The organism is Ruegeria sp. YKSF131, assembly GCF_059612645.1.
In genome coordinates, this window is the sequence record NZ_JBXWQZ010000035.1 from 1 (window position 1) to 26,882 (window position 26,882).

Here is a 26,882-nt window from a genome sequence, read left to right on the forward strand (position 1 = left end):
AGGTCCGAAATCGGCATCATCGCCGAGCCAATGATCCCAAACGCATGCTCAATTCCATGCATCTGCAAAACCTTAACAAAGGCCTCTTCCGTCGTCATCTTCATAGGGGTGTTTCCTTATCTTCAGAACGCTAAAGCGTTGGTAAATTACAGTATTTCGTCTCTTAGGTAATAGCCGACATACGCCATGCGCTGACCCAGACGGCGGAAGGGTGTCAGGATGCCGTGACTCGGAAGCGGGGACGTGAAGATCGGCAGGGCAAAGGCCTTGTCTTTCTTGCCCGCGATCAGCTGTGCCATACGACGCCCGGCCTGAGCCGAGTACATCACGCCGTTGCCACCATATCCCATCGCGTAGAACACGCGCTGTTCCGGGTCCGGTTGAAAGATACGCGGCATCATATCGTGGCTAACATCGACCCAGCCCCACCACGAGTAATCGAGGTTGATATCCGTCAGCGCCGGAAACTTTCGGGCGAGGCCCTTTTTCAGAAGCTCCAAATGTTTTTCGTTCTCGGCGTCTCGTCCTGTTACCGCGCTGCGGCTGCCGATCTGCATCCGGTTGTCAGGCAATAAACGATAATAATGGCGCAGGGTGCGCGTGTCCGTCAGGGGCGATTTGGTCTGAATGCCACACTCATCCAGCTCGGCCTGGGTCAGCGGCCGTGTCACCATCGAGTTGGACAGGATAGGCATCAAGCGGTGCTTTGTGCGCGTGTTCAGACCCGGCGGGGTATAGCCCGCGGTTGCCAAGGCCACCGTTTTGGCGCGGACGATGCCGCCCGGTGTGCGCAGGTGATGCACGCCGTTCTTCGTCTGCCATCCCATAACCGGGCTGCCGGTGTGAATTTTCACCCCCAAACGACGCGCCATGTTGACATAACCGAACGCCAGTTTACCCGCATGGATACAGGTCCCGTCAGGTTCCCACATGGCGCCTGCGGCTTCCATATCGCGCACGTGTTTTTCATGCAGTTCTTCCCGGGAGAGGATGCGCGAACCATAGCCGAACACGTCGTTGAGCAGCTTGCTCTCTTTCTTGAGGGACGGCATGACCTTGTCGCGATGCGCGATGTAGTAGTGGCCACCCGGCTGCGGGTCGCATTCGATATCGTCGGACGCAATCAGATCGTTGAACAGCTGAAACGCTTCTGTGACCTCGGCATGCATGCGCTTGGCCACGTCCGTTCCCCACCGTTCGATCCACTGCGACCGCTTGAGCCGCCCGGATGAGATCTGGGCCTGCCCGCCATTGCGGGTGGAGCAGCCCCAGGAGACGGTATTTGCTTCTAAAACAACGGCTTGAATGCCGTGTTCCTTGGCAAGATGAATGGCGGTCGACAGACCGGTATACCCCGATCCGATCACCACCACATCCGCATCCATATCGCTGGACACAGGTCCATCATCGGCCGGAGGTGTTCCGGCCGTTCCAATCCAATACGTGGGCGCGTGGTCGCGATTGTGACCCGGACCCGCATCAATGATCGGGTCATATTTGGGGTCATAACTGGCCTTGGGCCAGTGACGCGGGATGCTGTTATCCACCATTCTTGTTTTTCTCCGAGGCTGCGCGCAGGGCGGCGGATCAGGCTTTGAACATTGGGCGCGCTTTGCGAAGCGCCTGTTTTACAATGATTTTACCGTCACGAACGGTGAACAGATCCGCACCTTCGGCTTCGATCCGCATTCCGTTTGCGTCGGTTCCCGAGAAGGTCCACTCGGATACGGCACGATCACCGTGGACAAAGTGGCTGTGATGATCCCAATGGGCGTCTTTCATGCCTGCCCAGACGCCCGAAAACGCGGCGGCGATGGCTTCGGCACCTTCAACCTTGTTGCCGTATTTCTCGTCACCGGCCACGGTGTAGAACACGCAGTCGTCGGCGAAGTGGGTCATCACGCCGTCGATGTCGTGGCGGTTAAACGCGTCAAACGTATCCGCCAGGTCCTGCGTGGTCAGGGTTTTGTTCATTTTGTACTTCCTTGTCAGTGGGGTTGTTACATTTCGTCCGGGTTCGGAACGATCAGTGTCGGGATCCTGGAGCGCCGCAAAACGCGTTTTGCGACCGTGCCCAGGAAGGTATGCGAAAAGCCGTGATCATGCGCGCCCAGCACGATCAGATCACAACCCAGTTCGACCGAGCGGCGCAGGATCACTTCTGCCGGATGGCCATCAGTCACCTCGACCGAGGTGACCTGATCGCGAATTTTCCCGTCGTCGCCGTCGAACTGCGCCCAGAACTTGGCTTGCCGTTCGGCCAGAACCTTGCGCACCATCTCGTGACGACGCTCAATGGCGGTCTTGCGGGTCTCTTCGTTCATGATGAAGATTTCCATCGTGATCTTGGCGTCGTCCGACAGGGGTTCATTCACGTGCAACACGTGAATCTCCGCCCCGGTGGCCTGCGCGATGCTTGCGGCATGGCGCATGGCGTGACCCGAGTTTTCGGACAGGTCGGTGGCAAACAGGATGTTGGAGACCATCTGTTTCATGTCGTCATCCTTTCAGATCAGTAGCCAAACAGCCGTGGAAGCCACAGCGACAGTTCAGGGAAGAAGGCTATAATGAAGATCGCCACCGTGTTTGCCGCCGCAAAAGGCAGCGCGCGCAACGAGATCTGTTCGATCGAGATGTTCGAGATACCCGATGCGATGAACAGGTTCTCGCCCAGCGGCGGGGTCTGGAACCCGATGCCCAGCGTACAGACCATCACCACGCCAAAGTGGATCGGATCGATACCAACCGAATACGCCACCGGCAGCATTACCGGAACAAGGATCAGGATGGTGGCCAGTGTTTCCATGAACATGCCGACGAACAGCAGGAAGAAGATGATCAGCGCCCAGATTACATAGAGGTTGTCGGTGAAGCTGAGCATCGAATCTGCGATGATCGCCGGGATCTGGTTTTCCACCAAAAGACGTCCGAACACCGTAGCGGTGAACAGGATCAGCAGGACGCGACCGGTCAGCCATGTGGTGGCTTCAAGCGACTGGAACAGCGACTGCCAGGTCAGTTCGCGATAGATGACTACCCCCACGAACAGGGTATAGAAGATCGCGACGATTGCAGCCTCGGTCGGGGTGAAGAAGCCGGTATAGATACCGCCCAAGATCACCAGCGGCGCCATCAAAGACCAGAACCCGCGATACATTTCGCAGCCCACATGGCGGATCGACCAGCCTTCGGCGACGCCTTTGTAGCCGCGCTTTTTCGACATGAAGTAGTTCAGGATCAGAAGGCTAGTGGCGATCAGGAAGGCGGGTACGAACCCGGCAATGAACAATTTCGAAATCGAAACCGACTGGAAGGTGCCGAATTTCTCGACCGCTTCGGGCGGCGGGGCCATACCGAGCGCGGCAATGCCGAAGATCACCATCGGGATGGAGGGAGGAATGATAATCCCGAGGCCGCCAGAGGACGCAGTGATCGCCGAGGCATAGCCGCGCTCATAGCCGCGGTCGATCATTGCCGGGATCATCAGCATCCCAACAGCCGCGGTTGTTGCCGGGCCCGAGCCCGAAATTGCACCAAAGAACAGACAGGCCATGACCGTTGCGGCCGAAATACCACCGGTGAAAGGACCGGCCAGACTTTCGGCAACGTTGATCAGGCGTTTTGAGATACCGGCAGCCTCCATCAAGGCCCCGGCGAGGATAAAGGCTGGCAGCGCCATCAGCGGGAACGAGCCCACGGATGTAAAGGCGATCTGCACGAATTTGATCGGGTTATCGCCCAGATAGAGAAACGAGATCAGCGACGCGACACCCAGCGCCACCGTGATCGGCGCGCCAATGAGCAGCAAGAACAGAAATGATCCAAACAGGACCGTGACGATTTCGGATTCCATGATTTAACCCCCTGCCCTTAGGATTTCTTTGCTGCTTCGGTCGCAGCTTTGATTTCGTCGAGGTCGATCTGATCGGGATCGTGAATGTCCTCGCCTTTGACAAGGCGTAGGTAATTCACCTGAATGATGCGGACGGTCATCAGCGCAAACGCGATGGGCAGCACCATGTAGATATACTTCATCTCGACACCCAGGGTCTGGGATTTCCAGAACTTGTTCATCTTGTTGAAGACAAAATCTGTCGCCAGATAGAGGAAGTAGACATTGAAGAAGAGCCAGAAGAGATCGGCGAAGGCTTCGATGTACTTGATCGCCCCCTCAGGCAGGAACTTGAACTGGAATGTCACGCGGTTATGCGCCCCTTTCAAGGCGGCGTAACTTGCGCCGAAATAGACGAACCATACGAACATGTAGACCGAGAGTTCTTCGATCCAGCTGACCGAAAAGCCGAAGACTTCGCGCGCGATGATCTGCACGAATAAAAGGCAGACAAAGCCGGATAAGAGTATCCGGCAGATGACACTTTCTATGTTGTCCAGAAATTTCCAGAACATGTGGTTTCACTCCTCCCTGAGATGAGAAGAGCGCCGTGGCGCTCTTCCCGGTATCGCTCTGCGGCGATTATTGCTGCACCGGCTCGCGGCCAATGGCTTCCAGAACGGTGTTCAGTTTTTCGACGCCACCGATGGAGTCGTAGAACTGGGGCCATACGGCACCTGTCGCCAGTTCGATGAACTCGGCTTCGTCGTTTTCGGGATCGATGATCTCCATACCTTTGGCGGTCAGCTCTTCCTTGATGGCGGCTTCGGAATCCCGCAGGAACTGTGCGGAAGCCAGGGTGGCTTCCTGTCCCGCTTCAAGGATAATTGCCTGATCTTCTGCGGACAGGTCCTGGAAGACCGCTTCTGAAACGATCAGCGGTTCGATCGAGAAGATGTAACGCAGGTTGGTGACGTGGTCCTGAACCTCGTAGAACTTCATCGCGTTGATGGTCAGGTAAGGGTTGTCCTGCCCGTCAACCACCTTGGTTTGCAGTCCGGTGAAGGTTTCCGACCAGGCCATTGGCGTCGGGTTGATGCCCCATGCCTTGTAGGTTTCGATCATGATCTCGTTCTTGGGAACGCGGATGACCAGATCCTGAAGGTCAGCAACCGATTTGACCGGTTTTTTCGAGTTGGTCAGGCGGCGGAAACCGGTATAGGTCCAGCCGATGATGCGCACGCCGGCATCACGGATGGTGTTTTCGACCAGTTCCTGACCGATTGGGCCCTGAGTCAGCTTTTCGGCATCTTCCAGGCTGAGGATCACGTAAGGCAGCGTGAAAACACCGACCGAAGGCGAGAACGGCGTGATGTTGTTGATTGCCAGCAGCGACATATCCAGCGTGCCGATCGCCGCCTCGTTCACGGTGTCCTGTTCGGACCCCAGCTGACCGTTCAGGAACAGCGTAGCGGTGTGGGCACCGCCCGATTTCTCTTCCAACGCCTTGACGAAGGCGATGCCCAGAGCTTCCTGTGCGCTTCCTGCGCTATCGCCCACCGCGATCTTGAAGTTCTTCGCATCAGCCGTGCCTGCAACCATCAGTGCAGCAACGGAAACGGCGGCGCTGATGGTGCCAAGCTTTTTGATAAATGACATGGATGTCCTCCCATTTGTCGTGTTTCGAGGTGCGCGATGGCCTGGGGAGAAGGTGGCCAGTCCGATTCTGCCTCGGCCACAAGAGGCTATCTTGCCAACATGGTTTCGTCGTTGTTAATATTTGCGCGAAAGGTTTCACAAATGTCGAACTTATAATATGAGACAGAACCCACTGGCCACCCGCATCGGGGACACGGACATTCGCCTTCTTCGGGTTTTCAAAACCGTTGCGGAAAGCGGAGGGTTTTCGGCAGCAGAAATTGAGCTCAACATCGGGAAATCAACAATCTCGAAACACATATCGGATCTGGAGCTTCGGCTGGATCTGAAGCTGTGCAACCGTGGCCCGGCGGGTTTTTCCCTGACTGAAGACGGCGAGAAAGTGCTGGCCGCGACAGAAGACCTGCTGATTTCGGTTTCGCAGTTCAGAACCGAAGTCAACGAGATCAAGCAGCAACTGGCAGGAAGTATCCGCGTGGCGCTGTTCGATCAATGCACCACGAACCCCGAAGCGCGCCTTGCGCGCGCCATTCACAGCTTCAACGAAGCCGCCCCTGCCATCCAGATCGAGTTGTCGATTGAACCGCCTAACGTCATTGAGACCATGGTTATCAGCGGGCAGCTGGATGTCGGGATCATCGCCCTGCACCGCCCCTCGGCAAGCCTGCATTATGCGCCGCTTTATGGGGAAAACATGTTTCTGTATTGCGGGCAGGCCAATCCGTTGTTCAGCCAGTCCGCTGACACGCTGAGCCTGCGGGACATTCAGGCGTTCAACTATGCGGGTCTGAACGTGAACTCGCCCAACCTGATCTACGGCCAGCAACTGGGGTTTCGGCGCGCCGCCAAAGTGCAGAACGAACAAGCCCTTGCAATACTTATTCTGTCGGGCAGCTATCTGGGCTTTCTTCCGGACCATCTGGCGCAGGAATTTGTTGATAAGGGGCTTATGAGGCAGGTGATGCCGCAGGAAATCAAATACAGAACGCGCTTTGCGGCGGTGACGCGGAAACAGCCGGATCCGACACGCGCGGCCAAACTGTTTCTGGAAACCCTGCTGAGCGTCCATTCCGAAGTGCCCTGAGCCCGGCCTCGTCGCCTGTTTGCGCGAGGGCACCCCGTTTATTAACCGAAGACATGCGCCAGCCGGGGGCGCACGGCCGCGCTTGTCGTGTCCACTAGGGCGAAAGGCACGGGGAAAATTGGTCGAAAACGTCTGATTGAAAACAAATTTGACTTGGCAATTCCAGTTTGATTTCAATCGGCGAAGACCATCACCTCTTGCCCCCAGATAACCGGAGAGCTGCATGTCATCCGACCCTGTTGCCGCCTTGCGCAATCAAACTGATCACGAGGCGCAATCATGAGCCGCGATGCCTTGCTGCAACCTTATCAGCTAAAGCACCTGACGCTGAAAAACCGGATCATGACAACCAGTCATGAACCCGCCTATCCCGAAGGTGGGATGCCGACGGAACGCTATCGTGCCTATCACGAGGTGCGGGCCAAAGCGGGGGTTGCGATGACCATGACGGCGGGGTCGGCCGTTGTCAGCCGCGACAGCCCGCCTGCGTTCAACAATATCCTGGCATACAAGGACGAGGTGGTCCGCTGGATGGCGGAGCTGACGGATGCCTGCCATGCCCATGGCTGTGCGGTGATGATCCAGCTGACCCATTTGGGGCGGCGCACGGGCTGGAACAAGGGTGACTGGCTGCCGTCCCTGTCGCCGTCGCACGACCGGGAACCAGCGCACCGGGCCTTTGCCAAGAAGATGGAAGATTTCGACATCGCGCGGATCGTGACCGATTACGCCGATGCCGCCGAACGGATGCAGGCCGCCGGGCTGGATGGAATTGAATTGCAGGCCTACGGTCATCTGATCGATCAGTTCTGGTCGCCGATGACCAATCGGATGGAGGCGCCCTTTGGGGGCAATCTGGACAACCGGATGCGCTTTGGTTTCATGGTTCTGGACGCAATCCGCGACCGCGTCGGGAGCGATTTCATCATAGGGGTCCGTTACACCGCCGATGAGGTGGAAAAGGGCGGCATAACCGAAGCGGAAGGGCTGGAGATTGCCCGAAGGCTGCGCGACAGCGGTCAGGTCGATTTCCTGAACATCATTCGCGGGCGTATTCATACCGACCCGGCCATGACGGACGTGATCCCGGTTCAGGGCATGAAAAGCGCACCCCATCTGGATTTTGCCGGGCGGGTTCGGGCCGAGGTTGGGATGCCGACCTTTCACGCCGCGCGCATTCCCGATGTGGCGACGGCGCGGCATGCGGTGGCCTCGGGCCTGCTGGACATGGTCGGCATGACCCGCGCGCATATGGCAGATCCGATGATCGTTGCCAAAATCCGGGCTGGACGGGAAGAGGACATCCGGCCCTGTGTCGGTGCCACTTACTGTCTTGACCGCATTTATCAGGCGGGTGAGGCGCTGTGTGTCCACAACCCGGCCACCGGGCGCGAATTGTCGATGCCGCATCTGATCCCCGCCGCTGAAACGCGCCGCCGCGCGGTGATTGTGGGCGCAGGCCCCGGCGGGCTTGAGGCGGCGCGGGTCGCGGCCGAGCGCGGGCATGACGTCACCGTTATTGAGGCCGCCCCCGCACCCGGCGGTCAGGTGCGGCTGACCGCGCAGTCCCCGCGCCGGGCCGAGATGATCGGGATCATCGACTGGCGCATGGCCCAATGCGCCGCACGCGACGTGACATTTTGTTTCAACACCTTTGCGGACGCCGATGCTGTAACTGCGCTTGCGCCGGACATGGTGGTGATCGCAACCGGCGGATTGCCCGAGGTGACGGTTCTGGAGGCGGGTAACGATCTGGCGGTTACTGCCTGGGATATCCTGACCGGTGATGTGCGCCCCGGCGACAATGTCCTTATCTATGACGATGCAGGGGATCACCCGGCCCTGATGGCGGCTGAGGCTATCGCGCAAGCGGGGGGGCGGGTAGAAATCATGACCCGAGACCGCAGTTTTGCCCCCGAAATCATGGGGATGAACCTGGTGCCCTACATGCGCGCCCTGCAAAAGACCGGTGCCGAGTTCACAGTCGCCCGGACGCTGAAATCATTGGTGCGATCAGGCAATCAGCTGGAGGCAGCCATTGGTACGGATTACTCGGACCTGATAGAAAAGCGCCTGTATGATCAGGTGGTTGTCAATCAGGGTGTTTTGCCGCTGGATGATCTGTACTTCGATCTGAAACCGCTGTCGCGCAACCTGGGCGCCGTGGATTATGAAGCGCTGGTCGGCGGGTCCGGCCCCGTGTTTCCGCAATCGGTCCCAGAGGCGGGGTTTGATCTGTACCGGATCGGCGATGCCGTTTCATCGCGCAACACGCATGCCGCCATTTATGATGCGCTGCGCTTGGGGCTTCGATGGTGAGGCCATTGAAAAACCCCCCGGCCAAGCACGCCACAAACAGCTTTTCACCTGACAGTCAGTCAAAGGACCGGACATGAGCAACACAGAGGTCATCGAAACCGTTTGGATTCCCATGCCGGACGGCGCAAAACTTGCGGCACGGCTTTGGCTGCCCGGCTCGGCCCGAGCAACGCCCGTTCCCTGTGTTTTGGAATACATCCCCTATCGCCGCCGGGATCGCACCCGGATGCGGGATGAAAGCATGCATCCGCATTTCGCCGCTGAAGGCTATGCGTCGATCCGGGTGGACATCCGCGGCTATGGCGACAGCGACGGGATTCCCGAAGACGAGTATTCGCATCAGGAGATTCAGGACGGGCACGACATCATCCAGTGGATTGCCGATCAGGACTGGTGCGACGGAAATGTCGGAATGTTCGGCAAAAGCTGGGGGGCGTATAACGCCTTTCAAGTGGCCGCTACCCGCCCGCCTGCGCTGAAGGCGATTGCGCCGGTGATGGGAACGGATGACCGCTGGCGCGAGGATATTCACTTTTACGGCGGCAGTCTGGCCAATGACAATTTCTGGTGGGGCTCGATCATGCAGCTGTACAATGCCATGCCGCCCGACCCCGAGATCGTGGGCGCAGATCGCTGGATCGACATGTGGCGTGCACGGTTGGAGGGGGGCGAATTCTGGCCCGCCATGTGGCTGGAACATCAGACCCATGATGACATGTGGCGGCGCGGTTCGATCTGCGAAAACTACGCGGATGTCGATGTGCCGGTGTATTTCTTTGGCGGATGGATGGACCTGTATCGCGACACTCCGTTCCGCATCGCGGAACACCTGAGCGGGCCGGTCAAGATCCTGATGGGCCCCTGGGCGCATCTGTACCCGCAAGAAGGGGTGCCGGGGCCCCGGGTCGATTTCGTCGGCGAGGTGATCCGGTTCTGGGACCATTGGCTGAAGGGGATCGACACGGGCCTGATGGACGAGCCGCCCTTGCGGTTTTTCCTGCAGGACAGTGCCGCCCCGTCCGGAACACATGTGCACCGCGACGGGCGGTGGATCGAGGAGCCAAGCTGGCCATCGCCACATGTCAAGGACCAGCCCTTGTGGCTGAATGACGGAACGCTGGACGCCTCCGCCGGGTCGGGCGGGGAAATGTCGATCTGTTCGCCGCAGAATTTCGGGGCCGCAGCGGGCGACATGTGTTCCTTTGCAATACCCGGAGATATGGCGGCAGATTGCCGGATCGAAGCCGCAGGGGCGCTGCAATTCAAAGCAGAGCCACTTGGAGAGCCGATCGATATCCTGGGCCAGCCCTCGGTAGACCTGACAGTTTCTGCCGATCGGGCGCAGGGTTTTGTTGCGGCCTTGCTGGTGGATGAGGCCCCGGATGGCGCGCAGACATTGATTGCACGCGGGTTCTGCAATCTGACCCACCGGATCAGCGACACTGAACCGACACCGATCACACCCGGCGAAGACATGCACGTGACTGTCCCGCTTTATGGAACCGGTTATCGGGTGTTGGCGGGTCATCGCATCGTTCTGCAAATCGCGTCCGCCTATTGGCCGGTCCTGTGGCCAGCGCCCGAGCCGGTTACGCTGACGATCCAACCCGGCACATCGCGGCTGATCCTGCCCGTGCGCAGCCAGCATGATGACGCGCCAGCCCCACGCCCCTTGCCCGAACCTCGGGGTCCCGACGTCGCCCCGCGGAAGACGAACGTTCGCTCCGGTTCGATGGAGCGTTCGGTCCACACCGATCTGACCAATGGCGAGGTGACACACAGGTATTTCCTTGACGGGGGTGTCTTTGGGCCGGTGGGCGATATTCGCCTCGACGATATCGGCACGGTGCTGAGCGATATGTCGGATCGACGCTATACCATCCAGCCGGATGATCCGTTGTCGGCAGTAGCCACAATGGAGCAAACCGCCGGTTTCGACCGCGAGGGGTGGTCCGCCAAGATCTGGACCTGTTCCGAACAAAGGGCGACTGCGACCGAATTTCACCTGACCGCTCGCCTAAAGGCGTGGTCGGGTGACGACCTGATCTTTGAGGAAGAACAGTCTTTTGTCATCCCCCGCAACGGGATGTAGGCGCAGAATGGTTTACAGACCTGCCGTCTTGTGATGCGTGGGCTGGTGTTCCCCTCGCGGGATCGAAATTGTTCAGGGCTCTCATCCGGGGGCAACGTGCATCAATCGGAACCTATCTTTGAGCGGGATTGCAAAACCCTGTAGCAATGACGAAAGAAAGCAGGACGAAGGAGAGTTGCCTTGACGAGTTTTTCTGAGAACCTGCGCGCCCTGCGGCATGAGTTTCACCGCAACCCCGAGCTTGGCTTTCAGGAGGACTGGACCAAGGCCCGGATCGCCGATCACCTGATAAGCCTTGGCATCGAAGTGCATGAGGGTGTCGGCGTTGTTGGTGTTCTGCGAGCGGGCCATGGCAACCGGTCCATCGGTCTGCGCGCGGATTTCGACGCCCTGCCCATTACCGAGGCCAACAACTTTGCCTACAAGTCTCAGAATCCGGGCGTGATGCACGCCTGCGGCCATGACGGCCATACGACCATGCTGCTGGGCGCGGCCGAGCTTTTGGCCAGGGATCAGGGCTTTGACGGCACCGTTGTCTTCCTGTTCCAGCCCAATGAGGAGCACGGGCTGGGTGCGCGGGCGATGATTGATGAAGGCGTCCTGCGGGATTTTCCGATTGACGAAATCTATGGCGCGCACAATCTGCCGGGCGAACCCGTTGGGCGGGTTTCAACCCGCGCCGGTGTTGTTTGTTGCAGCGAAAGCCTATTCGAGATCACAATCACCGGTCAGGGCGGCCATGCCTCGATGCCCCATGTTGGGCGCGAGACACTTACGCCTGCAGCAGAGCTAGTTCTGGCCTTGCAGACCATCGTTTCGCGTAAGCTTGCCCCGGCGTCTGGCGCGGTCGTTTCTGTGACCGAGTTCATCACCGATGGGCAGCGCAACGTCCTGCCGGGTCGAACAGTGTTGAAAGGGGACGCACGGGCGATGTCGCCCGACGACCGCGCGCGGATTGAACACCACATGCGGCAGATTACGGCAGGCGTGGCGGAAAGCCACGGTGTCGCGGTGACGGTGGATTTCCGGACTGAATTTATCGAGGCGATCAACGATGCCGACGCCGCAACCCATGTGGTTTCAGCAGCAACAACGCTGGGTCTGGAGGTTGACGGCGACCGGACCGCCATGTCGTTTTCTGAGGATTTCGCGGAATTTGCGGCAGCGGTTCCGGGGTGTTTTCTGCTGATCGGCAATGGAACCGAGGGGTCGAATGGCCGCCCCCTGCACGCGAATGACTATGATTTCAACGACGCGCTGCTGCCATTGGGAGCAAACCTGTGGGCCGAACTGGTGCGGCAACGCCTGCCTGTGACCACCTGACTGTGCAGGACGATCCATAGATTTTCCGGATCGCCCGCTCAGGTCGTGCTGAAAATTCGCTATCGGATGCCGGTCTTTTCCAGAATGATCAGCGTGCTGCTTCGGTGGGCGCGCATGCCGAACCCGACCATTCAGCGCCGGATGCGCCGGTCAGGAACCCGTCGCTTAGCCTTATACCGGGATCGGCGACGCGCAGCGCATGTTCCAGATCGCCCCGGTCAAGTTGCCCATCCAGCCGCTGTCGGTAGAGCGCGCAGAGCCTTGGGAACCCCTGAGATTGCGGCGACAGGCGCAGGGCCGCGACGCCAGCACTTTGCAGCAACTCGATCTGATGATCCGTGCAGGCATAGCTGTCTGACAGGGTCTGCACACCGTTCATGGCCATGAACGGCTGTCCATCGCCGGTCAGCACTTCCAGCCCGTCGGGATCGTTTTCGCAGGCAAACTGGCAATTATCCTTGCTGCGCTCATGCAGGCGCGCGTGGTAACACCGGCCGGAGATGGCCAGCGGCAGGCGACCGTGGCCCCAAACCTCGACCGCGACACCCAAACTGGCGGCGGCTTGTGCCAGAACCCTGACCGAGGCGATTGGCAGTTCCGGCGGCAGGCATATGCGACGCGCCCCACGTGACGCCAGCCATGCCAATGTGCCTTCGTTATAGACATTGATCAGCGGTCCGACATCGAAATCGGTGTTTTCGGGCAGATGCGCCAGCGCAGTCAGATCGTTGATCTCGACCGTGACCCCCAGATCCGCCAGATCGGCGGTCAGCTTGCGTTCACGCTTGAGCGTCACCAGTGCAAGACTGGTCAGCGCAACCTGTTTGCCTGCCTCAACCAGCCGGGCAATCGCGTCGGGAATCCGGTCCTGATAAAACGGCAGGCGCTTGGAACAAACCAGCTCGCCCAGCACGATGCGGTCGACGGGGGTTTGGGCCAAATCCTCGTAAAAGGATGTCCAGCTATCGGCGGGCCAGAAAAACTGGTTGGGGCCAACGGTCAGTTCCATCGCGCTATCTCCAGGTTTTTTTGTATGCGCCGGTTGTCATGGCCTGCCCTTCGGACAAACGGGCCAGCATCCCCTCGGGCAGAGGGCGCCCGGCCTCAAGCGCGTCGACAGCGGCACGGAAGTTCCGAACCACCTGCGCAACGTAGGATTTCGAGCGCTGGCGCCCTTCGATTTTCAGCGCGGTGACACCGGCCTTCTGCAATTGCGGGATCAGCCGTTCCGCATTCAGGCTGACGGGGTCTTCGAACAAATGGCCCGTCTTTTCACCTGCGGAAAAGCACCCTTTGCACAATGTCGGATAGGGTGCAGGCTGATTTCGTTCGACCCGGTGGATCAGGTAACCGCCCAGGCGCGTGTTCAACGCGCCCTGATCGTTCTGGTATTCGACATGGCTGGCGGGCGAACAGACGCCGTTCATGTTCGGAGACAGCCCGGTGGCGTAAGAGGACAGTGAACAGCGACCTTCGGCCATCACGCAGAGCCCGCCGAACACAAATACCTCAGTCTCGACTTCTGTTTCGGCGTTGATGGCGGCGATTTCGGGAACCGACAGCACGCGCGGCAGGACCACACGTTTGACGCCGAAGGTTTCGGCATAGAAGTTGATCACATCGGCATTCGCCGCCGCGGCCTGCACGGACAGGTGCCTGCGCAGCCCCGGATGGTTGCGCGCGGCATAATCCAGCAGCCCGATATCGGCGAGGATCACGGCATCCGCGCCGCAGGTTTCCGCGTCGGCCACCGCGCGATGCCAGATTGCTTCGCTGCCGGCGCGGGGAAACGTGTTGATCGCAACCAGTACCTTGGCCCCGTGGTCATGGGCAAAGGCAACACCCGCGCGCATTTCGGCCCGGTCGAAGTTCAGGCCCGGAAAGTTGCGCGCGTTGGTTTCGTCATTGAAGCCGCAATAGACTGTATGCGCCCCGGCCTTGACGGCTGCGCGCAAGGCGGCGGGCGTTCCTGCCGGGCAGACGATTTCCATCACCATAGTCCAGCATCTTCCGGTCGAGTCAGGTACAGGCCGGTTCGACGTTCCACCAACGCGATCAGCTGCTTCAGCGGGCGCGCAAGCGGGCCGGAGAGGGCTGCGGCCTCGTGCGCGAGGTCCAGTTCCGCGTCGTCTATTGCGTTGCGCAGGGCCAGCGCCGCGGCCGTATCGCCCTCGATCACCAGATCACGTGAGAAGAACAGTGCATCGCCGTCAAATGCACCGTGAACCAGCCCAAGAAGGGCCGCCAGAGGGCCGGAAATACGCGCAACCCCTGACCCGCTGCGCCGGGTCAGTGTCACCTTTGGGGCACCGCCATTCGGATCAAGCAGCAGGACAACAGGCAAATCCGTCGGATCAAGAACGAAAACTGATCTTCCGTATGCGCCAAGCCGTTGAAACATTTCCGGGTTTTTCTTTGCGACCCGGCGCGTGAAGACCGTCAGCGACAGCGACAAGGGGCCAAGCGGCACTATCCGAAACATGGCCGCCAAAGCCGCCGGGCAGCGCGGTATCGGGTTCTGAGGAACGGGCAATGAGACCTCCTGCTGTCTCAACATTATGACCTTGGATGCCTTCCTAGGGCGATCGCGGCTGGGGTGACTTGACGGTTGTCAATTCGACCCCTCGCTTTCGTTGCTAGAGGGTGGAAACCACCGTCGGAGCAGTCCCATTCGCACCCTGCCGCAATATCCCAGCCTTCGGCATTTTCTGAAATGGTGCGAAGACACCGGACAGTTCAGGCGCATCCCTGATCCGGTTTCCGTACGCCATCAGATGACCGCTGTTCACCGCGCCGTGCTTGAGGCGGGTGGGCCGGTTCTGCAATTTGACCACCCGACAGACGTGTCCACTGATCGGTTCGATACCCCCGTCGTCGTCAACCTGTTCGGAACAGCGGAACGGGTTGCTGCCGGGCTGGGTGTCACACCCGCCGGGCTGGACGATCTGGGGGCCTTTCTGGCCGCGCTGCGGTCCCCGACGCCGCCGGACGGAGTGCGGGACGCGCTGGCCAGATGGCCGATGCTGAAGGCGGCCCTGTCGACCCGACCGAAACTGGTCAGAACTGCCCCGGTGCAAAGCCTCTGCCACAGCGGAGCGGATGTGGATCTGACCGCGCTGCCAATCCAGACCCACTGGCCCGGCGATGCGGGGCCGCTGATCACGTGGCCCGTGGTTCTTACCCGGCCCTACGGCAGCGATGCAAACGCGGCGCAAGGCTATAACGCGGGGGTTTACCGTGTTCAGGTGCTGGACCGGAACCGTGTCATCATGCGCTGGCTGCCTCATCGCGGCGGCGCGGCGCATCACAGGAGCTGGGCGAGGTGCGCCGAAAAGATGCCCGTCGCCATTGTGCTGGGCGCAAACCCCGCGACTTTGTTATCGGCGGCCTTGCCCTTGCCAGAAACGGTATCCGAGCTGACATTTGCCGGTGCCCTGAACCAGAAGCGCCCACATCTGATCCCGGCCAGAACCATCCCCATGTTGGTCCCTGCTGACGCCGAGATTGTTCTGGAAGGTTGGGTTTCACCAAGCGAGACCGCTCCCGAGGGGCCTTTTGGGGATCACACCGGCTATTACAACCCGGCTGAACCCTTTCCGGTGATGCAGGTCAGCGCTGTCACCCATCGGGACGCGCCGCTGTATCTTTCGACCTATACCGGGCGGCCACCGGACGAACCGTCAATCATTGGCGAGGTGTTCAACCGCCTGGCCCTGCCGACCATCCGCGCGCAGATCCCCGAAATCCACGATCTTTGGCTGCCGCCCGCCGCCTGTTCCTATCGAATGGCAATCGTTGCCATCGACAAACGGTATCCGGGGCAGGCCCGGCGCGTGATGATGGCCCTGTGGGGAATGCTGCCGCAATTCAGCTATACGAAAATGATCATCGCGGTCGATGCCGATATCGATCCCCGAAACTGGGAGGATATTGCTTGGGCGCTTGCCACTCGCATGGACCCGGGCCGGGACGTGATGGTGCTGGACAGGACACCTATGGATTATCTGGATTTTGCATCACCCGAACCCGGTCTGGCCGGAAAAATCGGCATCGACGCGACGACGAAACTGGGCAGTGAAACGCTGCGGGAATGGGGGACTGTGATGCACACCGCGGATGGAGATCACGCCTTTGCGGAAGACCTTGTAAACCGATTGATGCCGGAGCTGAGAGCATGACAAACGCCCGTGTTGTTTTGGGGGTATCCGGTGCGTCAGGCGCGGCGTTGAGCCTTGCCGTGGCCCGGTGCCTGGCGTCATCGGATATCGAGGCCGATCTTGTGGTCAGCGCAGCCGGGATGCGGACACTTGCGCAGGAATGCGGCCCGGACGCTTTGCAAAACCTGCGGCAACTGGTGACGCGGCATCACCCGAGCGCCGATATCGGTGCCAGCATTGCGTCCGGGTCGGTTCCGGTATCCGGCATGATCGTTGCGCCCTGTTCCATGCGAACGCTTGCCGCGATTGCGCATGGGCTGGACGATAACCTGCTGACGCGCGCCGCCAGTGTTCAGCTCAAGGAACGCAGGCCGTTGGTTTTACTGACACGAGAAGCACCGCTGACCCTGGCCCATCTGCGCAACATGACGGCGGCGGCAGAAATGGGGGCCATCATCCTGCCCCCGGTTCCTGCGTTTTATCTGAAGCCTGACACCCTGATGGATATCGTGTCCCAGGTCGCTGCACGCGCGGTGGACTGCCTGCGCATTTGTGACCCGGTGGCGCAGCAATGGCGCCCGCAATGCGCAGGTGAGTGAGTTCGGACGCCTCCGGCGGGAGTATTTGGAAAAAGATGAAGTCGCCTGAAGTGCCGAGACGAGACATCTTTTGGAGCGTCTTATTGGCCTTGCCTGCCTGTAGACGGGTTTTGAGCGTTAACACCGCAGTCTGGCGCCTGTCGGGTCAAACGGTGCCTCGGCCAGTACGCGCGCCTTGTGCGGTTTGCCGATGACCTGAATGACAACCTCATCGCCCGGCAGCGCGGTGTTTGGGTTGCGGAACCCCAGCGCCAGCGATTTCCCGACCGAGTAACCGAACGCCCCCGAGGTGACACGACCCACGGGCGCGCCGTCGGGGGTAAAGATCGGCTCACCCCCGGTTGCGTCGGCATCTTCGGTCACATCCAGCTCGAAGACGGACAGCACCTCGCGCGCGGGGTTGTCCTTGACGGACAGATAGGCGTCTTTGTGCAGGAAATCCTTGTCCAGTTTGATCAGACCCGCCAGCCCGACCTCTTGCGGCCAGTATTCCTGAGAATACTCGCGCCCCCACGAGCCATAGCCCTTTTCGATCCGCAGCGCCCCCAGCGCGCGCGCGCCCACCGGACCGCCACCACAGTCTTTGGCGGCCTCAAGCAGGGCGGTGTAGAGCGCCACCTGATCCCCCTCGGCGCAGTGCAGTTCCCAGCCCAGATCGCCGGTAAAGCTGACCCGGATGGCCACGCATTCGACGCCAGCGACCGTGATTTTCTGCGACCGCATGAAGCGGAACGCCTCGTTCGACAGATCGGCATTGGTCAGGCGTGCCAACGCTTCGCGTGACCTGGGGCCTGCGATGTTGAACCCTGCGATGCGGTCGGTGGCGACCTCAAGCGTGGTGCCTTTGGGCATATCGACCATGTTGAAGAAGCGCTGATGATAGCGTTCGGCCATGCCGGACCCGATCATCATGTATTCATCCTTGGCCAGCTTGGTGATGGTGAAATCGCCCGCCACGCCACCGCGAACCGAGATCAGCGGCGTCAGGCAGCTGCGCCCCACTTCGGTGGGCACCCGATTGGCCACCAGACGGTCCAGCCAGTCATGGGCACCGGGGCCCTTGATCACGTAATTGGCGAAGTTCGAAATGTCGATCACGCCCACGCTGTCGCGCAGCATCTGCACCTCTCGGCCCACGGGCACCCACCAGTTCTGGCGGGTAAAGCCGGTGGTCTCTTCCACCTCGGGTTCATCGGCGAACCAGAGCGGATGTTCCCAGCCGCAATTGAGGCCAAAGACACACCCCATCTGCTTCTGCATCTCATAGGCGGGGCGCACACGGGCCGGACGGCCTGCGCTGCGTTCCTCGTTGGGGAAATGGATCTTGAAGCGGTGGGTATAGGCATCCTGAACGCGGGCCCTGGTGAATTTCTTGTCGGCCCAGTCGCCAAAGCGGGCCAGATCCCAGGCGAACATGTCATATTGCGGCTCGCCCTCGATCATCCATTGCGCCGCCAGCAGACCCAACCCACCGGATTGCGAGAAACCGGGGATCAAACCACCGCAGAGGAAATAGTTCTTCAGCTCAGGCAACGGCCCCCAGAGCATGTTGGCGTCGGGCGACCAGATCATCGGCCCGTTGATCACGCGTTTCACCCCGGCTGTTGCCGCGACCGGCACGCGTTCGGTGGCGCGGATCACGTTTTCCATGATCCGGTCCAGATCGTCGGGGAACAGATCATGGGCAAAATCCAGCGGCGTGCCGTCTTCGGCCCAGAATTTCATGTCTTTCTCATAAGCCCCGATCAGCAGGCCGTTGCCTTCTTGCCGGAAGTAGTATTCGCCGTCGCGGTCAGCGATCGAGGGCAGACGGCGCCCCAGGCTGGCGACCTCGTCGATGCTTTCGGTCACGAAATACTGATGCTCGGTCGGTTGCAGCGGCAGGGTCAGACCCGCCAGCGCCGCCACCTCGCGCCCCCAGAGACCGGTGGCGTTGACAACCCACTGGGTGTGAATATCGCCTTTGGGCGTGCGCACGATCCAGCTGCCGTCGGGCTGTTGTTCGGTTCCTGTCACCGGGCAGAACCGTTCGATGGTGGCCCCCATGGCGCGGGCCCCGGCGGCATAGGCGTGCGGCACGCCCGACGGGTCGACATTGCCGCCATCGGGTTCGTACATGATGCAGCGGATGTCATCGAACTGCGCCAGCGGATGCAGTTCCTTGGCTTCTTCACGGCTGACTTCGTAGAAGTTCAGACCATAGAACCGGGCCTTGGCCTCTTGCAGGCGCAACTGTTGCTCACGCTCTTCGGTCTGGGCCAGATAGAGCGAGCCGGGCTGGAATACGCCGCAGCTTTGGCCGGTTTCCTGTTCCAGCTGTTTATACAGATTCATCGTATAGTGCTGGATGCGGGTGATGTTGTTGTTATCGTGCAGCCCGTGAATATTCGCCGCTGCGTGCCAGGTCGAACCGGAGGTCAACTCGTTCCGTTCCAGCAGGACAACGTCGGTCCAGCCAAGTTTGGCCAGATGGTACAGGATCGAACAGCCGGCAAGGCCCCCTCCGATCACGACAGCTTGTGCATGGGTTTTCATGAGTGCTTGTCCCTTGGTCCGCCGCAGCTCAGGCGGCGATTTCTTTCATGACAGCCAGAAATTTGGCGACTTCGCCGATTGAGTTGTAGTGGCACATCGAGACCCGGACGCAGGCGTCATAACCCAGCGGCGTCAATATGTTGCCAGAATAGTGGTCGGCCTTGCGCAAATGGGTGCGAATACCTTCATCGTTCAGCCGTTTGACGACATCCGCCGAGGCCACGCCCTGTACGCGCAGCGACACCAGCCCTTCGCGTGCGGGGTTGTCGGCACCGCCCAGAATGGTGACCTTCTCCATCTCGGCCAGACCGCTCAGGTTGCCGGTGCCGTGGATCATCGCGTCGGTCAGTGCCTTTTCCTGCGCGTGAATGGCGTCACCCGCTGCCAGAAATCTGGCACGCCGGTCGGTGGCGTCGCTGACCTGACTGCCAAGCCATTCGAAATAAGACACAACGTCGGACATGGTCGCATAAGCCCCGGTGTCGCGCGTGCCCATTTCCCAGTTATCTGCCGGGCCGTCCAAAAGGGCATTGTGTTCAAGCCGCGTCAGCCGGTCGGAAATCCACGCCACGCCGTAGCCATGGCGCGAAAACACCTTGTAGGGCGAGATCACGTAGCCGTCGACGTCATACGCGCTGAGATCGATCCGGCCATGGGCGGCGTGCTGGATGCCATCGACAATTATGAAACAATCTGGCGCCACGGCGCGGATCGCTTGTGAAACTGCGGCCACATCAACGCCCATGCCCGTCACGGGTGAGGTGTGCAGGATTGTCGCCACTTTGGTGTCGGGTGTAACAGCTGCGGCATAGGCCCCGGCTGTCACGGTGCCGGTGTTGTCATCGTGGGGCACCAGCACATGGGTCTGCCCGGCAATACGGGCCCAGCGATCACAGGCTGAGCGTGTGGCGGGGTGTTCCAGTGTCGACCCCAGCACAATCCCCGGACCGGTTCCGAGACAGGCGTTCATGATCAGCCGGAACAGAAGTTCTGTGCCGCTTTCACCCACAAAGAACTGACCACCGGGTGCATTCATGAAATCCCGCATATCGGCCTTGGCCGCGTTGATCGTGGAAACCAGAGCATGAGACCCCGGATTGTCACGCCCCTGATTGTCGGGAATTGCGGCGTGACGCGCCGAGCTGTCCAGCACGGATTTCAGTGTCAAAGCCCCACCGGCGTTTTCGAAAAATATCCGCTCGCCCTGTTCGGGGCAGTGATCGATCTGGGCAAAACGGTTGCGGATCTGGTTCAGCAGGTTTTCCGAAATTTGACTCATGAAAAGCGGCACCTTTGTGTTTTGTGAACGTATGATGTTTCAGACAAGCCTAAGATGGTTTCCCCGCAGGGCTGGCCAAATCTCCCGTAACCGTGCGGATGGTTCAACATGTGCTTCATTCCCGAGCGGCCCTTATTCCGACTATGGCGTCGAGGGCGCGGTATCTTGTTCTTTTGCGACGTAAATACAGTCACGTCTGCGACACGGCGTGTTGAGTAGGCCAGAATACCCGCCCCATGTGTCGGGGCGAACCTGCCTTTGAGGCAGGCAGCCATCCGACGTGGGTTCCATGCTTTTGCCTGATCCGCGGCTATAGCAGATCAAACAACCGCCCCGGAACATTTCTGTGCCTTGGCAGGTCAAGCGCCCGCATTAGGGCAAACATCATGGCCTGATTGGACGTCACAACAGGTTTATCAAGGGCCGCTTCGATCCGGTCGATGGCCTCGACCGCGCGCATGTCGGTGCAGCTGAGTATAACGGCCTCGGCCTTTGGGTGGTCGGCCTGCATGGCAAGGTCGAAAACCTCGTCCGGGGTCAGTTCGCCCTGCCCGTAATTGCCCAGCTCGCGGCCGATATCGGCACATTTCACCGTTGTGATCCGGTTCTGCGTCAGAAAATCCATGGCCTGCGTGTTGATCTCGCCCAGATAGGGCGAAGAAAAACCGACCCGGGACAGGTCGAGCGCATGGATCGCAGCAACAAGCGCCCCAGCGGCGGTAATACACACGGCCCCCGACGCGGCCCTGATGTCCTGTTCCAGCTGGTGGTCAAAGGACGGGCCATGGGTCAGCGTGGCCGAAGTACAGCCATAGAGCACCACATCGGGCCGAACGCCCGAGATCATCTTGAGGTCATGGCTGATATCCGAGGCCCCCAGACCAGCCATCTGATCCGATCCGGGGATCTCATCCACGTCATAGCCACCCATTCGCTGAAAATGCACCGTCGTGTCCGGGCAGCGCATCAGCATCATGTCAGCTTCGAGATTGGTGTTGGTGAAGGGCACCAGCACCCCGATTTTGGCCCGTGTCCGGGTTTCAAAGGTCATGACGTCACCTCTTTCAGAACAGTCAGGCAGCGCTCCATCACTGCCGTGTCGCAGATCGTGGCGCGCAGGCAATCCGCGAGGCCATAGCCGCCCATTCCGCGCATGAGCAAACCCGCTTTGCGCAACGCGGCATCCGCTTTTTGCGCCGTCGCGGCATCGGCAAAGCGGATCAGGACAAAATTGGTGTGGCTGCGCGGAACAGATAATCCCAGCGCCCGGCACCCATCGGCAAAGCGATCCCGGATGGCGGCAGTTCTGGCAACCGTGTCACGCATGTGGGGCTGATCCTGCATCGCTGCCGTTGCCATGGCCTGAGAGAGGGTCGATACGTTGTTGGGGTTGAGCAGCTTTCGCAGCTCAATCGCGACCTCTGACGGGAACAGACCCCAACCCACGCGCGCGCCCGCCAGACCGTAAGCCTTTGAGAAGGTGCGTATGACCACGGTATCCCCACGTGCGACGAGGGCAAAGATTTCAGCCGGGTCGTGATCGCGATCGGCGAATTCGGCATAGGCCTGATCGACCACCAGCAGCACGTCCTCGGGCAGGGTGTCGCGCAGGCGGATGATCTCGGCATTCGGGATCAGGGTGCCGGTCGGGTTGCCGGGGTTGCAGACAAAGACGATCCGGGTTTCAGGCGTGACAGCGGCCAGAATGTCATCGACCGAGACGGTCAGATCAACCTCGCGCGCTTTCACATAGTCTGCCCGCACCTGCGTCGTGGCTGAGGCCACATAGGCATAGCCGTAATCCGTGCCCAGTACATGGTCGCCCGGCCCTGAAAAGGCGCGGATCAGGCAGCCGATCAACTCCATCGATCCGGCACCGCACAGGATGTTGCCGGCTGGCACCCCGTGCACCTGAGCGATGGCGGCGCGCAGGTCCGACCAGTCGGGATCAGGATAAAGCGGCATCCGGTGCAGTGCCGCCTGCCCCGCAGCAATTGCGGCAGGGCTGACCGGGAAAGCGCTTTCATTCTGGGCCAGAGATACAGTGTCCGGCGCGCCCAGATCGGCCAGCGCATAGGCCGCCATGGCACGAATGTGATCAACTGCGCGGATCATGAGGCACCCCCATAGGCTTTGGCCCCTTCTTCCGTGACCAGCCCGCGCCTGAGGTCCAGCGCCAGCGCCTCGGGGTCGCGCGCGGCCGGATCGCCAAAGCCGCCGCCGCCGGGGGTGTCGAAGATCAGGTAATCGCCGCTTTCCACGCGCAGCTCGCCCTTGCCCGGAATGTCTGCGCCGCCATCTCGGAACCGGATACGTCCCGGTGCGCCGGGCAGGCCGCCCATGCGGCCCAGAGCCGGGAATTTCAGACGTTCGACCGACAAGAAGACGATGAAGGGGGCATCGTTGGCAGCCGTCATCTCGATCCGCTGACCCAATCCTCCCCTGTACTGACCCGCGCCGCCCGAGTCGGGCAACAATTCGCGTCGCCACATGATCACGGGTGCGACACTTTCGGTTATTTCGACCTGCGAGCCGAACACCCCCGAAGGGTAGGCTGTCGCAGACAGGCCATCTGCGTGGGGCCGCGCCCCGGTGCCGCCATTGTGAACGGGTTCGATCGCAAATTCGCGCCCGCCATTCGCCGCCACTTCGGGCGCGTGGCGCATTGGCAGGTCGAACATGCACGACGCCCCTTCGGCGGGCACCTGATCGGGCAGCGCCTGATGCAGGCAGCCCAGAACCAGATCCGGTGTGACCTGCCCCAGCGTATGCCGCATGGCCACAGGCACCGGATGCTGGGCGTTCAGGATGCAACCCTTGGGGCCTTCCACCGTGAATGGTTCCAACGAGCCTGCGTTGTTCGGGATATCCGGCCCGACGATGCAACGCAGGGCAAAGACCGTATAGGCGGTCGCATAGTTCAAAGGCACGTTGATGCCCTTTTTCGAACACCCGGACGTGCCCGTGAAATCGACATGCATCCCGTCTTTGGTCACGGTGAGCGTCGCGTGCAGCTCCAGCTCGGCCTCATAGCCGTCCATGTGCAGCACGTTTTTGTAAACGCCTTTGGGCACCTCGGCGATGGCCTGCAACGCGCCTTTGCGCGAGGTGTCGATGATATAGGTGCCAAGCCTGTCCAGATCGTCGATCCCGAACTCCTCCATCATCGCGACAAGGCGGTTCACCCCGGCCTCACAACAGGCGATCAGGGCGTAGATGTCGCCCTCATTGGCCACAGGCTCGCGCGAGTTGGCGCGGATGATATCCATCAGCAGCGCATTGGGCGTTCCGGCCTCGACCAGTTTGCAAGGCGGGATCAGCAGGCCTTCGTCATAGATGTCCGAGCCTTCAGGTCCCATACCCAGACCGCCCAGATCCACCAGATGCGAGGTGCAGGAGGTAAAGCCCACCACCTTGCCGTCCTTGAACGCGGGCATCATCAACAGGAAGTCGTTCAGATGCCCCGAGGCCAGCCACGGGTCGTTTGTCATGTAGATGTCGCCGGGGCGCATGTCCTGCACCGCGAAACGGGCGCGCAGGTGCAGCACGGCCTCGGCCATGGTGTTGATATGGCCCGGTGTTCCGGTCACGGCCTGCGCCAGCATCCGGCCATTCACGTCGAATATCCCGGCGGAAATGTCGCCGCATTCACGCACGATGGGCGAAAAAGCTGCGCGGACCAGGGTCTGGCCCTGTTCTTCGACCACAGCCAGCAGGCGGTTCCACATCACTTGCAGGCGGGCGGGGGACAGATCAGCGGTCATCATGCGCCTCCTTTCTGGTCCTGTATCAGGACAAGGTTGCCGATTGCGTCCATCTGGGCCGAGAAATCGGCGGAAACGAGTGTGGTTGTTTGTGGTTCATGGATCAGCGCGGGGCCTGCCACATGGTCACCGGGGCGCATATCGGCGCGGGCGAGAAAGGCGGCCTGTTTTACCGTGCCATCCAGATCACAGGTGATGGGGCGCGTCTGCGTGACCTGAAATGCGGTTTTGCCCGGCGTTTCCAACACCGTGGGCACCGCTTTGTCCGGGGTGGCAACGCGAATGGCCCAGTTGAGAACCTCGATCTTCATCCCCGGCACGGGGCGTGAGAATTGTTTGCGGTATTCCTTTTCGAATGCGGCAGTCAGCGGGGCGATATCCCGGCGTGTGAGGGCGCGGTCCGGCAAGGTAATCTCGATCTCATGCCCTTGCCCGCTATAGCGCATGAAGGCGGTGCGCAGGGTTTCGGAGGGTGCATCCCCTGCCCCTTGGGCGACGACCTCTTTTGCTTCGGCAATCATCGTATCGAACAGGGCGTTCATCCCGTCCATGTCCATGCTGTCGAGCAGGGAATAGCGCGAGCGGACGATTTCGAAGGATACCGGGGCAAACAGGAACCCAACCGCCGAACCAACGCCGGGATTGGGCGGGATCACGATACGCGACACCCCGGCGGACCGGGCGACGCGGGTGGCATGCAGCGGCCCGTTGCCACCAAAGGCAATCATGGTGCGCGGGCCAAGGTCCTTGCCGCTTTCGACCGCATGCATCCGCCCGGCGCTGGCCATGCTTTCGACAACGATGCGGCTGACCCCATCTGCCGCACCTGTTGCATCCAGCCCCAGTTTTTCCCCGATCACACGTCTCAGGGCGGCCTTGGCGCCAGCAGGGTCCAGCTGGATATGCCCCTCGGCAAAGGTGTCGGGCACGATATAGCCCAGAGTGATGTCACTGTCGGTCACGGTCGGATCGATGCCGCCGCGCATGAAGGCGACCGGTCCGGGTTCCGAGCCTGCCGATTTCGGCCCGACCGTCAGACGCCCGAGACGGTCAACACCCGCGATCGAACCGCCGCCAGCACCGATTTCAATCATCTCGATCACCGGAATGCGCACCGGCATTCCCGACCCCTTGATGAACCGTGCCGCGCGGGCGATTTCGAAAGAGCGGGATGTCTGAGGGCGCGCCTTGTCGATCAGGCAGAGCTTGGCCGTGGTGCCACCGACGTCAAAGGACAGGACCTGATCCAACCCGGCACGCGCGGCGATGCGGGCGGACAGAATAGCCCCACCGGCAGGGCCGGATTCCACCAGACGAATGGGGAAACGCGTGGCGGTGTCGATCGTGCACATACCACCGCCTGCCGTCATCATCAGGATCGGACAGGTTACGCCCTCGGCCGTGAACTGATCCGCGAACCGGGTCAGATAGCTATCCATCAGCGGTTGAATATAGGCGTTGGCCACAGTGGTGCAGAGCCGGTCAAACTCACGCGCTTCGGGGCTGACATCGGACGAGATCGAGACGGTCAAACCGGGGCGGTGTCGCGCGAGAAGATCGCGCAAACGCCGTTCGTGGGTCGGGTTGGCGTAGGAGTGCATCAGGCAGATGGCCACCGCCTCGGCCCCGCTGGCGTCAATCTCGGCCAGCAACCGGTCTACTTGCGCTTCATCCAGTTCAATCAGCACCTCGCCTTCTGCCGACATGCGTTCGCGTATGGTCAACGAGCGTTCGCGCGGCACCAGCATGTCCGGCTTTTCAAGGTTGATGTCGTATTGGGAATACCGACGCTCGTACCCGATATCGAGAATATCGCGGAACCCTTCGGTGCAGACCGTGGTCACGACCGCCCCGCGCCGTTCGATCAGCGCGTTGGTTGCCAGAGTTGTGCCGTGAATGAATCCGGTGACATCCTTCAGCGACCGGCCAGTCTGCGCCATGACGCGCCGCGCGCCTTCCAGTGCGCCTTCTGCCGGGTTCTGGTGGGTGGTCAGGGTTTTGGTGGAGGCAAGTATCGTCTCATCACCCGAGACGAGGGCCGTGTCGGTAAAAGTGCCGCCAATATCGATGGCGAGGCGCAGAGCGGTTGTCATGAGGTATTCCGTTGTCGTCTGAAAGCAGGCAGGCAGAACGGCCCCGAAGGGCGGTTACCGGCGCGTCGCGACCAGATCACAGCCGGTCGCACGGCGATCAAGACGGGTGGGGATACACTGACAGGTCATACAGTTTTGTCCCCTAC

21 protein-coding genes are annotated in these 26,882 nt (G+C 60.6%); 6 read left to right on the plus strand and 15 right to left on the minus strand.

The features are described from left to right. Positions 1-146 precede the first annotated feature (146 nt). The 6 genes from AC2FLZ_RS13585 to AC2FLZ_RS13610 form a co-directional block, all read right to left on the minus strand. Positions 147-1,550: an NAD(P)/FAD-dependent oxidoreductase gene (locus AC2FLZ_RS13585; RefSeq protein WP_496882275.1), complete on the minus strand. Its 1,404-nt coding sequence runs from the start codon at positions 1,548-1,550 to the stop codon at positions 147-149. A gap of 37 nt (positions 1,551-1,587) precedes the next feature. Next, a complete protein-coding gene (locus AC2FLZ_RS13590; protein WP_480521060.1) occupies positions 1,588-1,974 on the minus strand; it encodes a nuclear transport factor 2 family protein in 387 nt (128 codons plus the stop codon). A 26-nt stretch (positions 1,975-2,000) separates the two neighbouring features. Further along, entirely contained in the window at positions 2,001-2,495 is a 495-nt protein-coding gene (locus AC2FLZ_RS13595; protein WP_480496051.1) for a universal stress protein, read from the minus strand. A 17-nt stretch (positions 2,496-2,512) separates the two neighbouring features. Further along, on the minus strand, positions 2,513-3,853 hold the full coding sequence (locus tag AC2FLZ_RS13600) for a TRAP transporter large permease (RefSeq protein WP_480496053.1): 1,341 nt from the start codon (positions 3,851-3,853) through the stop codon (positions 2,513-2,515). A 17-nt stretch (positions 3,854-3,870) separates the two neighbouring features. Continuing rightward, on the minus strand, positions 3,871-4,407 hold the full coding sequence (locus AC2FLZ_RS13605) for a TRAP transporter small permease (protein WP_480496055.1): 537 nt from the start codon (positions 4,405-4,407) through the stop codon (positions 3,871-3,873). 67 nt (positions 4,408-4,474) lie between these two features. Next, positions 4,475-5,491 carry a TRAP transporter substrate-binding protein gene (locus tag AC2FLZ_RS13610; RefSeq protein WP_480496057.1) on the minus strand — a complete coding sequence of 339 codons (1,017 nt, stop codon included), beginning with the start codon at positions 5,489-5,491 and terminating at the stop codon, positions 4,475-4,477. Between the two features lie 157 nt (positions 5,492-5,648). Between AC2FLZ_RS13610 and AC2FLZ_RS13615 the strand changes: the two genes are divergently transcribed. The 4 genes from AC2FLZ_RS13615 (at position 5,649) to AC2FLZ_RS13630 (ending at position 12,309) form a co-directional block, all read left to right on the plus strand. Next, positions 5,649-6,575 (plus strand): LysR family transcriptional regulator, encoded by a 927-nt coding sequence (locus AC2FLZ_RS13615; protein WP_480496059.1) that lies wholly within the window; start codon positions 5,649-5,651, stop codon positions 6,573-6,575. 279 nt (positions 6,576-6,854) lie between these two features. Beyond that, the gene (locus AC2FLZ_RS13620) at positions 6,855-8,894 is read left to right on the plus strand and encodes an oxidoreductase (RefSeq protein WP_496882276.1); all 2,040 of its coding nucleotides are present in this window, start codon (positions 6,855-6,857) and stop codon (positions 8,892-8,894) included. A gap of 73 nt (positions 8,895-8,967) precedes the next feature. Then, the gene (locus tag AC2FLZ_RS13625; protein WP_496882277.1) at positions 8,968-10,986 is read left to right on the plus strand and encodes a CocE/NonD family hydrolase; all 2,019 of its coding nucleotides are present in this window, start codon (positions 8,968-8,970) and stop codon (positions 10,984-10,986) included. A 180-nt stretch (positions 10,987-11,166) separates the two neighbouring features. Then, positions 11,167-12,309, plus strand: a complete 1,143-nt coding sequence (locus AC2FLZ_RS13630; protein ID WP_496882278.1) for an amidohydrolase — start codon at positions 11,167-11,169, stop codon at positions 12,307-12,309. An 88-nt stretch (positions 12,310-12,397) separates the two neighbouring features. On the opposite strand, the gene ubiV is transcribed toward AC2FLZ_RS13630, so the two are convergent. Genes ubiV through ubiT form a run of 3 tightly spaced genes read right to left on the minus strand, consistent with a single transcriptional unit; the run spans position 12,398 to position 14,842 of the window. Then, positions 12,398-13,318 carry a ubiquinone anaerobic biosynthesis protein UbiV gene (gene ubiV / locus AC2FLZ_RS13635; protein ID WP_496882279.1) on the minus strand — a complete coding sequence of 307 codons (921 nt, stop codon included), beginning with the start codon at positions 13,316-13,318 and terminating at the stop codon, positions 12,398-12,400. 4 nt (positions 13,319-13,322) lie between these two features. Further along, on the minus strand, positions 13,323-14,300 hold the full coding sequence (gene ubiU, locus AC2FLZ_RS13640) for a ubiquinone anaerobic biosynthesis protein UbiU (protein ID WP_480496099.1): 978 nt from the start codon (positions 14,298-14,300) through the stop codon (positions 13,323-13,325). Next, positions 14,300-14,842 (minus strand): ubiquinone anaerobic biosynthesis accessory factor UbiT, encoded by a 543-nt coding sequence (gene ubiT / locus AC2FLZ_RS13645; RefSeq protein ID WP_496882280.1) that lies wholly within the window; start codon positions 14,840-14,842, stop codon positions 14,300-14,302. Before ubiT ends, ubiU begins: the two co-directional genes overlap by 1 nt. A 136-nt stretch (positions 14,843-14,978) precedes the next feature. Here ubiT and AC2FLZ_RS13650 point away from each other — a divergent pair, with 136 nt between their 5' ends. Next, on the plus strand, positions 14,979-16,487 hold the full coding sequence (locus AC2FLZ_RS13650; RefSeq protein WP_496716425.1) for a UbiD family decarboxylase: 1,509 nt from the start codon (positions 14,979-14,981) through the stop codon (positions 16,485-16,487). Then, the gene (locus AC2FLZ_RS13655; protein ID WP_480477519.1) at positions 16,484-17,065 is read left to right on the plus strand and encodes a UbiX family flavin prenyltransferase; all 582 of its coding nucleotides are present in this window, start codon (positions 16,484-16,486) and stop codon (positions 17,063-17,065) included. Before AC2FLZ_RS13650 ends, AC2FLZ_RS13655 begins: the two co-directional genes overlap by 4 nt. A 117-nt stretch (positions 17,066-17,182) precedes the next feature. Here the strand turns inward: AC2FLZ_RS13655 and AC2FLZ_RS13660 are convergent, their stop codons facing one another. From AC2FLZ_RS13660 to AC2FLZ_RS13685, 6 genes are all read right to left on the minus strand, one after another. Beyond that, positions 17,183-19,600 (minus strand): GcvT family protein, encoded by a 2,418-nt coding sequence (locus AC2FLZ_RS13660; RefSeq protein ID WP_496882281.1) that lies wholly within the window; start codon positions 19,598-19,600, stop codon positions 17,183-17,185. Between the two features lie 28 nt (positions 19,601-19,628). Continuing rightward, on the minus strand, positions 19,629-20,879 hold the full coding sequence (locus AC2FLZ_RS13665) for an aminotransferase class V-fold PLP-dependent enzyme (RefSeq protein WP_480477523.1): 1,251 nt from the start codon (positions 20,877-20,879) through the stop codon (positions 19,629-19,631). A gap of 310 nt (positions 20,880-21,189) precedes the next feature. Then, positions 21,190-21,930: a maleate cis-trans isomerase family protein gene (locus tag AC2FLZ_RS13670; protein WP_496882282.1), complete on the minus strand. Its 741-nt coding sequence runs from the start codon at positions 21,928-21,930 to the stop codon at positions 21,190-21,192. Next, complete coding sequence (locus AC2FLZ_RS13675) at positions 21,927-22,994, minus strand: pyridoxal phosphate-dependent aminotransferase (RefSeq protein ID WP_496882283.1); 1,068 nt, start codon at positions 22,992-22,994, stop codon at positions 21,927-21,929. Before AC2FLZ_RS13675 ends, AC2FLZ_RS13670 begins: the two co-directional genes overlap by 4 nt. After that, positions 22,991-24,643 (minus strand): hydantoinase B/oxoprolinase family protein, encoded by a 1,653-nt coding sequence (locus AC2FLZ_RS13680; protein WP_496882284.1) that lies wholly within the window; start codon positions 24,641-24,643, stop codon positions 22,991-22,993. Before AC2FLZ_RS13680 ends, AC2FLZ_RS13675 begins: the two co-directional genes overlap by 4 nt. Continuing rightward, positions 24,643-26,736 (minus strand): hydantoinase/oxoprolinase family protein, encoded by a 2,094-nt coding sequence (locus AC2FLZ_RS13685; RefSeq protein ID WP_496882285.1) that lies wholly within the window; start codon positions 26,734-26,736, stop codon positions 24,643-24,645. Before AC2FLZ_RS13685 ends, AC2FLZ_RS13680 begins: the two co-directional genes overlap by 1 nt. Positions 26,737-26,882 lie beyond the last annotated feature (146 nt).

What these genes read in the sequence shown, in the direction of transcription:
- AC2FLZ_RS13680 (WP_496882284.1), bottom strand. Translation starts at nt 24,643, where the DNA reads ATGACCGCTGATCTGTCCCCCGCCCGCCTGCAAGTGATGTGGAACCGC.
- AC2FLZ_RS13595 (WP_480496051.1), bottom strand. Translation starts at nt 2,495, where the DNA reads ATGAAACAGATGGTCTCCAACATCCTGTTTGCCACCGACCTGTCCGAA.
- AC2FLZ_RS13585 (WP_496882275.1), bottom strand. Translation starts at nt 1,550, where the DNA reads ATGGTGGATAACAGCATCCCGCGTCACTGGCCCAAGGCCAGTTATGAC.
- AC2FLZ_RS13625 (WP_496882277.1), top strand. Translation starts at nt 8,968, where the DNA reads ATGAGCAACACAGAGGTCATCGAAACCGTTTGGATTCCCATGCCGGAC.
- AC2FLZ_RS13600 (WP_480496053.1), bottom strand. Translation starts at nt 3,853, where the DNA reads ATGGAATCCGAAATCGTCACGGTCCTGTTTGGATCATTTCTGTTCTTG.
- AC2FLZ_RS13605 (WP_480496055.1), bottom strand. Translation starts at nt 4,407, where the DNA reads ATGTTCTGGAAATTTCTGGACAACATAGAAAGTGTCATCTGCCGGATA.
- AC2FLZ_RS13610 (WP_480496057.1), bottom strand. Translation starts at nt 5,491, where the DNA reads ATGTCATTTATCAAAAAGCTTGGCACCATCAGCGCCGCCGTTTCCGTT.
- AC2FLZ_RS13590 (WP_480521060.1), bottom strand. Translation starts at nt 1,974, where the DNA reads ATGAACAAAACCCTGACCACGCAGGACCTGGCGGATACGTTTGACGCG.
- AC2FLZ_RS13665 (WP_480477523.1), bottom strand. Translation starts at nt 20,879, where the DNA reads ATGAGTCAAATTTCGGAAAACCTGCTGAACCAGATCCGCAACCGTTTT.
- AC2FLZ_RS13685 (WP_496882285.1), bottom strand. Translation starts at nt 26,736, where the DNA reads ATGACAACCGCTCTGCGCCTCGCCATCGATATTGGCGGCACTTTTACC.
- AC2FLZ_RS13655 (WP_480477519.1), top strand. Translation starts at nt 16,484, where the DNA reads ATGACAAACGCCCGTGTTGTTTTGGGGGTATCCGGTGCGTCAGGCGCG.
- ubiU (WP_480496099.1), bottom strand. Translation starts at nt 14,300, where the DNA reads ATGGAAATCGTCTGCCCGGCAGGAACGCCCGCCGCCTTGCGCGCAGCC.
- ubiV (WP_496882279.1), bottom strand. Translation starts at nt 13,318, where the DNA reads ATGGAACTGACCGTTGGCCCCAACCAGTTTTTCTGGCCCGCCGATAGC.
- AC2FLZ_RS13670 (WP_496882282.1), bottom strand. Translation starts at nt 21,930, where the DNA reads ATGACCTTTGAAACCCGGACACGGGCCAAAATCGGGGTGCTGGTGCCC.
- AC2FLZ_RS13615 (WP_480496059.1), top strand. Translation starts at nt 5,649, where the DNA reads ATGAGACAGAACCCACTGGCCACCCGCATCGGGGACACGGACATTCGC.
- AC2FLZ_RS13620 (WP_496882276.1), top strand. Translation starts at nt 6,855, where the DNA reads ATGAGCCGCGATGCCTTGCTGCAACCTTATCAGCTAAAGCACCTGACG.
- AC2FLZ_RS13660 (WP_496882281.1), bottom strand. Translation starts at nt 19,600, where the DNA reads ATGAAAACCCATGCACAAGCTGTCGTGATCGGAGGGGGCCTTGCCGGC.
- AC2FLZ_RS13675 (WP_496882283.1), bottom strand. Translation starts at nt 22,994, where the DNA reads ATGATCCGCGCAGTTGATCACATTCGTGCCATGGCGGCCTATGCGCTG.